11 protein-coding genes are annotated in these 9,595 nt (G+C 67.8%); 5 read left to right on the forward strand and 6 right to left on the reverse strand.

The genetic code is table 11. The features are described from left to right. Positions 1–1,388: 1,388 nt before the first annotated feature. The 4 genes from E1261_RS40015 to E1261_RS40030 form a co-directional block, all read right to left on the reverse strand. Positions 1,389–2,531 (reverse strand): class I SAM-dependent methyltransferase, encoded by a 1,143-nt coding sequence (locus E1261_RS40015; RefSeq protein WP_238176740.1) that lies wholly within the window; start codon positions 2,529–2,531, stop codon positions 1,389–1,391. 9 nt (positions 2,532–2,540) lie between these two features. After that, a complete protein-coding gene (locus tag E1261_RS40020; RefSeq protein WP_132414974.1) occupies positions 2,541–3,137 on the reverse strand; it encodes a peptidoglycan-binding domain-containing protein in 597 nt (198 codons plus the stop codon). Between the two features lie 68 nt (positions 3,138–3,205). Continuing rightward, a complete protein-coding gene (locus tag E1261_RS40025) occupies positions 3,206–3,679 on the reverse strand; it encodes a peptidoglycan-binding domain-containing protein (protein ID WP_132414975.1) in 474 nt (157 codons plus the stop codon). A 99-nt stretch (positions 3,680–3,778) separates the two neighbouring features. Then, on the reverse strand, positions 3,779–4,252 hold the full coding sequence (locus tag E1261_RS40030; protein ID WP_132414976.1) for a peptidoglycan-binding domain-containing protein: 474 nt from the start codon (positions 4,250–4,252) through the stop codon (positions 3,779–3,781). Between the two features lie 284 nt (positions 4,253–4,536). Between E1261_RS40030 and groES the strand changes: the two genes are divergently transcribed. The 3 genes from groES to E1261_RS40045 all read left to right on the forward strand — a co-directional run bounded on the left by groES (position 4,537) and on the right by E1261_RS40045 (position 7,121). Further along, positions 4,537–4,833: a co-chaperone GroES gene (groES, locus tag E1261_RS40035; RefSeq protein WP_130384566.1), complete on the forward strand. Its 297-nt coding sequence runs from the start codon at positions 4,537–4,539 to the stop codon at positions 4,831–4,833. A gap of 128 nt (positions 4,834–4,961) precedes the next feature. After that, on the forward strand, positions 4,962–6,581 hold the full coding sequence (gene groL, locus E1261_RS40040; protein WP_132414977.1) for a chaperonin GroEL: 1,620 nt from the start codon (positions 4,962–4,964) through the stop codon (positions 6,579–6,581). A gap of 228 nt (positions 6,582–6,809) precedes the next feature. Further along, positions 6,810–7,121 carry a GNAT family N-acetyltransferase gene (locus E1261_RS40045; protein WP_238176741.1) on the forward strand — a complete coding sequence of 104 codons (312 nt, stop codon included), beginning with the start codon at positions 6,810–6,812 and terminating at the stop codon, positions 7,119–7,121. A 241-nt stretch (positions 7,122–7,362) separates the two neighbouring features. Here E1261_RS40045 and E1261_RS40050 read toward each other — a convergent pair whose 3' ends face one another. Together E1261_RS40050 and E1261_RS40055 are read right to left on the reverse strand one after the other, a co-directional pair. Beyond that, positions 7,363–7,686 (reverse strand): hypothetical protein, encoded by a 324-nt coding sequence (locus E1261_RS40050; protein WP_132414978.1) that lies wholly within the window; start codon positions 7,684–7,686, stop codon positions 7,363–7,365. 2 nt (positions 7,687–7,688) lie between these two features. Beyond that, positions 7,689–8,264 (reverse strand): SRPBCC family protein, encoded by a 576-nt coding sequence (locus E1261_RS40055; RefSeq protein WP_132414979.1) that lies wholly within the window; start codon positions 8,262–8,264, stop codon positions 7,689–7,691. Between the two features lie 86 nt (positions 8,265–8,350). Here E1261_RS40055 and E1261_RS40060 point away from each other — a divergent pair, with 86 nt between their 5' ends. Both E1261_RS40060 and shbA read left to right on the forward strand, forming a co-directional pair. Further along, the gene (locus tag E1261_RS40060; RefSeq protein ID WP_132414980.1) at positions 8,351–8,917 is read left to right on the forward strand and encodes a TetR/AcrR family transcriptional regulator; all 567 of its coding nucleotides are present in this window, start codon (positions 8,351–8,353) and stop codon (positions 8,915–8,917) included. 99 nt (positions 8,918–9,016) lie between these two features. After that, positions 9,017–9,595 (forward strand): RNA polymerase sigma factor ShbA (gene shbA / locus E1261_RS40065; protein WP_132414981.1); only part of this gene is annotated, 579 nt, incomplete at its 3' end.

The raw sequence follows: 9,595 nt of genomic DNA on the forward strand, positions 1-9,595 counted from the left end.
GCCAGCCGCGTAGCGGGTCTGCAGATGGTTGAGCCGTGCTCAAGGTGCGTGCCCGGCCGCCTTGTGCACCCGCCAGTCACGTTCCGCGCGTGCGTGTGGTTGACCGGTGCTCAAGGTGCGTGGCGGGGCCGCCTTGTGCACCCGCCAGCCGCGCAGCGGGTCTGCAGATGGTTGAGCCGTGCTCAAGGTGCGTGCCCGGCCGCCTTGTGCACCCGCCAGTCACGTTCCGCGCGTGCGTGTGGTTGACCGGTGCTCAAGGTGCGTGGCGGGGCCGCCTTGTGCACCCGCCAGCCGCGCAGCGGGTCTGCAGATGGTTGAGCCGTGCTCAAGGTGCGTGCCCGGCCGCCTTGTGCACCCGCCAGTCACGTTCCGCGCGTGCGTGTGGTTGACCGGTGCTCAAGGTGCGTGGCGGGGCCGCCTTGTGCACCCGCCAGCCGCGCAGCGGGTCTGCAGATGGTTGAGCCGTGCTCAAGGTGCGTGCCCGGCCGCCTTGTGCACCCGCCAGTCACGTTCCGCGCGTGCGCGTGGTTGAGCGGTGCTCAAGGTGCGTGGTGGGGCACCTTGGGCACGCGCCAGCCGCGTACGGGGTGTGCGGATGGTTGAGCGGTGCTCAAAGTGGGCGCGGGAGGTTGGGAAGGTGGTTCGCCCTGGCCGGCGCAAGGTGTGCCCCGCGCCGCGGGTTCCGGGGTGGGGCGGCGAGGTTCTTGGACCGGTACGCCATCACAAGTGCGGTTGTGGCGCCGGTCGGAACGGGGGCCGGGTGCCGGCGGGCATTTGTGATGGGCCTGGGGTCCGGTCTTCGGGTGCTGGGCCGAGATGTCGGGTCGACCGCAGCGGGGTGCTGACATTCGGCGGTAGGGATCCGTGGCGGTAGGGATCCGTGAAGTGCCGCCCAGAGTGTCGGCTGGGCGTGGGGTTGAACAGGATGCGGTGGGTGCAGCCAAGGTATTACCTGTTCACGCCCATGCCGGGGTGTTCAGGCCCCCGGTCCGAGGGGCGCTGCCGTGGATTCGGCCACCGATGGTCAGCGTGTGCCGCGTCGCCACCAGATCGTCCACCGGCGCCGCAGAGCGCGTGGGTCGGTGACGTGCTTGGTGGGGGCGGTGGCCGTAGCGCGGGGGAGGGCGCGGCGGCGGGTATAGGCCTGGGGCGGAGGTGCCGCTCGTCCCCAGGTGAGCGGTCAGCGGCCGACCGGTTCTTTCGCACAGCTTGGCGAAGTCGGGTGAACGGGTTGCTGCGGGGGCGTGACGTTTTAGTGGCGGGCCCCCGGGGAGTGCATCAACTGGACGCAGCACCTCGTCCGCCGGCTAATCACCCGGGGGCCCGCTCTTCGGTCGATCATATGTTCGAATACATTGCGAACGCAAGCCGGGTCGCACGATGGGTCTTCAGGCGCGGCGGCAGGAGTAGGCGACGGCGTCGCGGCCGATGCGGGTGATGACGAGCGTGGCCGAGGTGGTGCCTTTGGGGGCGAGCTTCTTGCGGAGAACGGCGGGGTCCAGGTCGACGCCGCGCTTCTTGATCTCGAGGGTGCCGATGTCCTGAGCGCGAACCCAGGCACGCAACGCCTTCTCCTTGTAGGGCAACTGCTCGACGATCTCGTACGCCGAAGCAAGCGGCGTCGGCACGAGCTTGTCCGCGGTCACGTAAGCGATCCGCGGATCCAGCAGCCACCCGTCGACCGCAGCGGCCACGGCTGTGACCAAACCAGCCCGTACGACGGCGCCGTCCGGCTCGTACAAGTAGTTGCCAACCGGACCGCTATCGGTCTCCGGCGCCTCCGTGACAGTCGCACCACCCGGCAACAGCGTCGCCCGTCGCGCAGTACCGGAGTACAAAGCGCCCGACCACAGCGCGGCCTCTTTGACCTCACCCGCGTCGCTGATCCACTCAGCCTCAACCCCATCCGGTACGGCGTCGTGCGGGATCCCGGGCGCGACCTTTACACAAGCAGTCCGCTCCAGCAGTCCCGTGATGAAGGTCCATGGCGGCGAGTAGGCGTTGTGATCGAACACCCGTCGCCCGTCTGCGCGCCGCGCCGGATCGGCGAACACTACGTCGTACGGCGTGAGGTCCGCGGACTCGGCGTCGCCGACGAGCACCTCGCCCGGCAGATCCAGCGCAGCGAGGTTGGCGCGGGCCGCGGCGGCTGTTTCGGGATCACGCTCGACACCAGTGACTCGCAGGCCGGCGCGGGCGGCGCTGATCAGGTCACCACCGATTCCGCAGCCCAGATCGATCACACTGCTCCCCGGCAGGGCCGCAGCGATCCGTGCGGCCCGGTGGGTGCCCACTACGGTTCGGGTGGACTGCTCGTAGCCGTCCGGGGTGAAGTACATCCGCGCTGCGTCCGCACCGAACTTGGCGATCGCCCGGTGGCGCAGCGCCGCCTGTGTGACCGCAGCGCTCACCAGGGCGCCGTCGTACCGGCGTCGGAGCTTTTCGACGACCTGTAGCTCTCGACCCACCTGGTACTCCGCGCAGGCGGCCGCCAAGACCTCGGGATTGTCCAAGAGGCCGGTGAGAGTCACCCGCACACTCTAGAGCGGGCTGGAACAGGTCTTACTCCAGCTGCGGGTGGAGGTGGAGTAGAGACGCCAGTTCATCGCTGAGCGGGTCTTGGGGCCGTAGATGCCGTCCACGACGATCTTGTGCTTGCGCTGAACCATGGTGACCACGGCGCGGGTGTTCTTGCCGTAGATGCCGTCGACAGTGAGCTTGGTGCCGTAGCAGGAGTTCAGGTTGCGCTGCAGGACCTGGATGGCGGTCAGGGGATCACCGGTCCGGTCGGAGCCGCGGTGCGGGGTGTCGCCGTACTTGAGGTTGCAGTTGGTGCTGGGGCTGCCGTTGACCGACGGCATCGGGATGCCCCAGGTCTTGTTGACCGGGATGAGTCGTGCGGAGCGGCATTGAACCAGCTTGGCTTCGGCTGCAGCTGCTGCCTCGAGCGAGACCTGGTCGGTGGCCTTGTCTGCGGCGACCGGTGCGGCCTGGCCGCTGGTCGGCTTCGGCGCTGCCGCCTGCTGCTTCTTGGAGGCGTTCGCCGCGACCGCACCGACTGCCAACGCACCTACGGCGGCGAGCACCACGAGGGTGCGGCCGGAGAGTTTCGGCAGCTTGGGGAGGGTGAAAGCCATGAGAAGACGGTCCCACGCCGGCCTGGGTTAGGCCAGCGCGTGACCACTATCTGCACATGCTTGGATGCTCAGAGCTTGTCGTAGCAGCCCTGGCTCCACACCTTCGTCTTCGGGTTCCACATCCGCCACTTCATCGCCGACCGGGTCTGCGGGCCGTAGACACCGTCCACGGTGATCCTGAGCTTCCTCTGCACGGACTTGACGGCGTCGCGGGTCTTGGCGCCGTACAGCCCGTCCTTGGTGAGCTTGGAGCCGTAGCAGTAGTTGAGGTTGCTCTGCAGGGCCAGGATCGCCTTGGCCGGCTGGCCGAACGGGTACTTCGGGTTGCGGTCCGGGAGGTCGCCGTACTTCAGGTTGCAGGGGCGCGGGTGGTCCTCCCAGATCTCCGGGTGGTAGACCTGCCAGCCGCCACCGACGTTCCGGAAGACGGCTCCCTGGCACTGATCCATCGGCGCAGCGGACGCTGTGGCGGCGGTGAGTGGGGTGACGACGAGGACGGCCGTGGCTAGTGCGGCGGCAGTCTTGCGAAGGCGAACAATCATGGTGACCTCCCCAAGTTCGGATCCCGTCCGATCGGGATCCGGTGCCTGTGGGACACCGGCGGTGCGCCGGCGGTTGCCGGAGTAATCGCTCGGTGACGTTCAGAGCTTGTCGTAACAGCCCTGGCTCCAGGTCTTGGTGGTCGGGTTGTACATCCGCCACTTCATCGCCGACCGGGTCTGTGGGCCGTAGACGCCGTCCGCGGTGAGCTTGAGCTTCTTCTGGACGGCCTTCACGGCGTCGCGGGTCTTGGCGCCGTACCGGCCGTCCTTGGCCAGCTTGGAGCCGTAGCAGTAGTTCAGGTTGCTCTGCAGTGCCTGGATGGCCCGGGTCGGGTCGCCGAACGGGTTCTTCGGGTCGCGGTGCGGGTTGTCGCCGTACTTGAGGTTGCAGGTGGTGCTGGTGCTCTCCCACTCGCCCGGGACGAACACCGTCCAGCCGCTCCCGACCTTCTTGAACGTCGCGGAGTCGCACTGGCTGAGTGGTGCGGCGGAGGCGGGGGCGGCCGCGGCGACCAGGGGCGTGACGGCGAGTGCGGCCACGGCGATGGTGGACTTCAGGAGACGCATGGACATGGTGACCCTCTCCAAGATCCGGACCCCGTCCGATCGGGTTCCTGTCAGCGAGTCAGACTCCGGTGCGTGGTCAGGAGTTGCCCGGAGTGAGCACTCCCGGAGACCCGGTGGCGAGATTGATCTGGCACTCGAGTTGACCGAGTGCTAATCGCGGCCTAGATTCGGTGTTGGCACTCTCCTAGTGAGTGTGCCAACGGTCCGGCCTCCTGAGCCCCGCGACGGCAGGGGAGCGCGACCGCGCAGCACCACAGACAAAAATGCGAATCGACCGTGGAGGTCAGCAAGTGTCGGTCACGATCAAGCCGCTCGAGGACCGTGTCCTCGTCGCGCCGCTCGAAGCCGAGCAGACCACGAAGTCCGGCCTGGTGATCCCGGACACCGCCAAGGAGAAGCCCCAGGAGGGCGAGATCCTCGCCGTCGGTCCGGGCCGGATCGACGACAACGGCAACCGCGTCCCGCTGGACGTCGCTGTCGGCGACAAGGTCATCTACTCCAAGTACGGCGGCACCGAGGTCAAGTACGACGGCCAGGACTACCTGATCCTGGGCGCCCGCGACATCCTCGCAGTCGTCAGCAAGTGACGACCGCCCACTGTTCCTGACTGACACCGCCCCGGCCGCCTCTGGCACCGGGGCGGAGCCGGTCAGGGCAGTGGGACCTGGATCGAAGCCTGCTACGCGAGACATTCAGAAAAGGACTGGTTTTCTTCATGCCGAAGATCCTCGAGTTCGACGAGAACGCTCGGCGCGCGCTGGAGCGTGGCGTCGACAAGCTCGCGAACACGGTGAAGGTGACGCTGGGCCCGAAGGGCCGCTACGTCGTCCTGGACAAGAAGTGGGGCGCCCCGACCATCACCAACGACGGTGTGACCGTCGCCCGTGAGGTCGAGCTGGACGACCCGTTCGAGAACCTTGGTGCGCAGCTGGCCAAGGAGGTCGCCACCAAGACCAACGATGTCGCCGGTGACGGCACCACCACCGCGACGGTGCTGGCGCAGGCGCTGGTGCACGAGGGCCTGCGGGCCGTCGCCGCCGGGGTCAACCCGATGGGCCTCAAGCGCGGGATCGAGGCGGCTGTCGAGGCCGTCTCCGCGCGGCTCGTCGAGACCGCCCGGCCGGTGGACGACAAGGGCGACATGGCCCACGTCGCCACCATCTCCGCCCGGGACGCCGAGATCGGCACCCTGATCGCGGACGCGTTCGACAAGGTCGGCAAGGACGGTGTGATCACCGTCGAGGAGTCGAACACCTTCGGGACCGAGCTCGAGTTCACCGAGGGTATGCAGTTCGACAAGGGTTACATCTCGCCGTACTTCATCACCGACGCCGAGGCCGGCGAAGCGGTGCTGGAGGACCCGTACATCCTGATCCACCAGGGCAAGATCTCCGCGATCGCGGACCTGCTGCCGCTGCTGGAGAAGGTCGTGCAGTCCGGCAAGACGCTGCTGATCATCGCCGAGGACGTCGAGGCCGAGGCCCTGTCCACCCTCGTGGTGAACAAGATCCGCGGCAACTTCACCTCCGTCGCCGTCAAGGCGCCGGGCTTCGGTGACCGCCGCAAGGCGATGCTCGAGGACCTGGCTGCCCTCACCGGCGCCCAGGTGATCGCGCCGGAGGTCGGGCTGAAGCTCGACCAGGTCGGCCTCGAGGTGCTCGGTACGTCGCGCCGCATCGTCGTCACCAAGGACAACACCACTGTTGTCGAGGGTGCCGGCAAGGCCGACGAGATCGAGGGCCGGGTCAACCAGATCAAGGCCGAGATCGAGCGGACCGACTCCGACTGGGACCGCGAGAAGCTGCAGGAGCGGCTGGCGAAGCTCGCCGGCGGCGTCTGCGTGATCAAGGTCGGCGCGGCCACCGAGGTCGAGCTCAAGGAGAAGAAGCACCGGATCGAGGACGCCGTCTCCGCGACGCGCGCCGCGATCGAAGAGGGCATCGTCGCCGGTGGCGGCTCTGCTCTGGTGCACGCTGCCACGGTGCTCGACGACGGCCTGGGCCTCGAGGGCGACGAGCTCGCGGGGGTCCGGATCGTTCGCAAGTCGGTCGTCGAGCCGCTGCGCTGGATCGCCGAGAACGGTGGCTACGAGGGTTACGTCGTGACCTCGAAGGTTGCCGAGCTCGAGATCGGCAGCGGTTTCAACGCCGCCACCGGTGAGTACGGCGACCTGCTCGCGCAGGGCGTCCTGGACCCGGTCAAGGTGACGCGTTCCGCGCTCGCCAACGCCGGCTCCATCGCCGCGCTGCTGCTGACGACCGAGACCCTGGTCGTCGACAAGCCCGAGGACGAAGAGCCCGCCGCAGCCGGTCACGGCCACGGCCACGGTCACTGACCTCAGGCAGTAGTTCCACAGCACCGCCCCGGCACCTCGTGTGCCGGGGCGGTGTTCTTTGTGTGGTTGGGTTGATCGTGTGGTGATGATTCGGGAGCGGTCCGACGCGGACCTGGACATCTGTGTGGAGCTGCTGCGCGACGTGCACGAGCTCGCCGGCTACCCGGTGAACTGGCCGGCGCCGATCCGCGTGCGTGGCTGACCCCGATCGACCGGCTCGGCTGCTGGGTGGCTGTCATCGACAGCCGGGTGGTGGGCCACGTCGTACTGACGTCGGAACGGCCCGGGGTTGCGGCGATCGAGCGGTTGTTCGTGGATCCGCAGGTGACGCGAGCGGGTGTCGGGCGGCGATTGCTTGAGCACGGCGTCATCACTGCCGCCGCGTTGGGGCGGCAGCTCGTCCTCGAGGTGGTTGAGACCCAGGGCTCTGCGGCGATCGCGCTGTACCGGCGGGCGGGCTGGCGAGAGACCGGCCGGACGCCGATCGACTGGGCAGGCCGCGAGGCCTCACACCTGCTCCACTTCGAGCCACCCGCCTGACACGACGCCGTACGCGGTGGGTGAGCAGTGCAGCCCAGAGTCGTAGTGACGCCCTGCAGCTCAGCTCGTCGCCCGCCCCACCCCGCGCCCGGCAACACGAGCGGATACCGGGCTCTGTTGCTGGATGTGTGGGGGGCTGTACTAGCGGACAGGAGCCCGGATATCCGTTCAAAGTGCTGGTTCTCCCCTCAATACTTGTGGGGAGAAGGGACAACCTGCGGGGAGATCCCCTCAAGTTTTCCTAGGACCAGGACCGACGTCGTACGGCGGTTGCCGCGAGGGCGACGGTGATGCCGGCGGCTGCGAGCAGGTAGGTCATGAGCGGGCTCAGGTATTTCGTCAGGCTCGGGGCGTCGCTCGGGCCGAGCTGCCAGAGGGCGACGGGTACGGCGTACGCGGTGGTGAGCAGTGCGGCCCAGAGTCGGAGGGTGTGCTGCCGGATGGCTTTGACGAGTACGACGAGGACTGGAATGCCGCCGAGGAAGGCGAAGCCGGTCAGGACCATCACCGGGAAGATCCAGGCGGCGATCAGGATTCCGCGCGAGGGGCGGGTGGCGGCGGGCATCGTCAGCGGCCCTGTTCGGCGGTGGTTTTGAGGTCGGTTAGCCAGGTGTCGAGGCCTTGGGCGAGGAACTGGCGGGAGAGGTCGGGCATGGACTCGACCTGGGGGCCGGTCCAGGTTTCTTCGGTGCGGACGAGGGTGCCGCCGGGGACGCGCTCGAAGGTCCAGACGTGGACGCCGCGGTCGATCCGCAGGCCGTCGCCGATGGCCGGGCCGCTCCAGCGGAGGCACTGGTTGTGCTTGAGCTGGTGAATCGTCGAGGTGATCACGAGCGTGGTTGCCGGCGTCGAGGGCGTCGCCGGGACCGGGGTGGTCCAGCGGAAGGCTGATCCCGGGCGGAGTCGGCCGCGGTCGAGGCGCTCGATGGTGGCGACCGGCTGCTGCCAGCGCGGCCAGTTCTTCACATCGGTCTGCAGCTTCCAGACCGTGCTCACCGATGCCTTGACGAAAATCTCGTTCCGGTAGCTGATCTTGGCGGTCTGATCCACGCTCTGCCCCTGGCAGGTCAGTGGGGTTGGCGCGGTGGCGGGCACGGGGCCGGCGAGTAGTGCGGTGGCGGCGATCAGGGCGGTGATGCTCATCAGGTCTCCTTAGTGGCTCTTGCGATAGTTAGAAGCTATAACGCTTCTGGGTTGAGAGTCAATAAGAAAAGTGAGAGGTTCTAACCATGGGTCCGAGGGAGCGATACCGCGAGCAGGTGCGGGACGAGGTCAAGCAGCACGCGTGGGAGCAGATCGCCACGGCAGGTGTCTCGGCGCTCTCCCTGAACGCGATCGCCAAGCAGATGGGGATGAGCGGCCCCGCGCTCTACCGGTACTTCGCCAATCGGGACGAGCTGATCACCGCGCTCATCCGGGACGCCTATCGCAGCCTCGCCGACACCGCACGAGCGGCGTACGACGGTGGTGCGGATCTGGTCGGGCTGGCCCGGGCGATCCGGGAGTGGGCACTCGTCGATCCACACAGGTACCTCTTGATCTACGGGACGCCCGTGCCCGGCTATCACGCGCCGGCCGACACCACGGCGATCTCGGATCAGGTGATGGCCGTGATCCTCGAAGCCGCCGGGGAACCGGCTGTTCATCGTGGCTTGCTGTTCTGGACCCGCGTGCATGGTGTGCTTTCCCTCGAACTGGCCGGGCATTTCCACGGGATGAGCGTCGATCCGGCGGCGCTGGTGACCGAGGAGATCGAGGCGCTGGCCGTCGTACGGGCCGGTAGTCACAGATCGTGATGAAGTGGCCAGTAGTGGCCACGGATTGCCACTAGGCAAAGCAGAGATGAGAGCCGTACCATCTTTCACGCTGACCGGTCCGACACGAGGGGGCGAGGGGTGACTGAGGTCCGAGTACCGCACACCCACGACCGGGTCGAGCTCAGGGATCTAGCCGCACTTGCCGGCAACGGGGACCGTACAGCTCTTAACGACCTGCTCACACGGGTGCGCGCCGTCGCGCACCGCTATGTTCGGTCCCGTTTGTGGACCTATCCCGGTGGCGCCGACATGGTCGATGACGTCGCCCAAGAGGTTTGTGTCGCGGTCTTCGGCGCGCTCGGCCGGTACCGTGACGAGGGAAGGCCGTTCGAGGCCTTCGTCTACGGCATCGCCGCCCGCAAGGTCGCCGATGCCCAGCGTGCGTTCGCGGTCGCCGACGTCACCACGCCGGACCTGCCGGACGGCGCTGACGAGTCGCCGACGCCTGAGGAGCACGCGGTCCGGCACTCGGAGGTCCAGCACATCATGGACCTGCTGGAGAAGCTGCCGGAGAAGCTGCGGGAGATCCTGCGGCTCCGGGTGGTGGCGGGGATGTCAGCCGAGGAGACCGGCCGGGCACTGGGGATGACACCGGGGGCGGTGAGGGTCGCACAGCATCGGGCGTTGAACACGCTCAGGGGGTATGTGGGGCATGAG

Origin of the sequence: Kribbella albertanoniae (assembly GCF_004348455.1) — a bacterium.
Classification (GTDB): domain Bacteria; phylum Actinomycetota; class Actinomycetes; order Propionibacteriales; family Kribbellaceae; genus Kribbella; species Kribbella albertanoniae.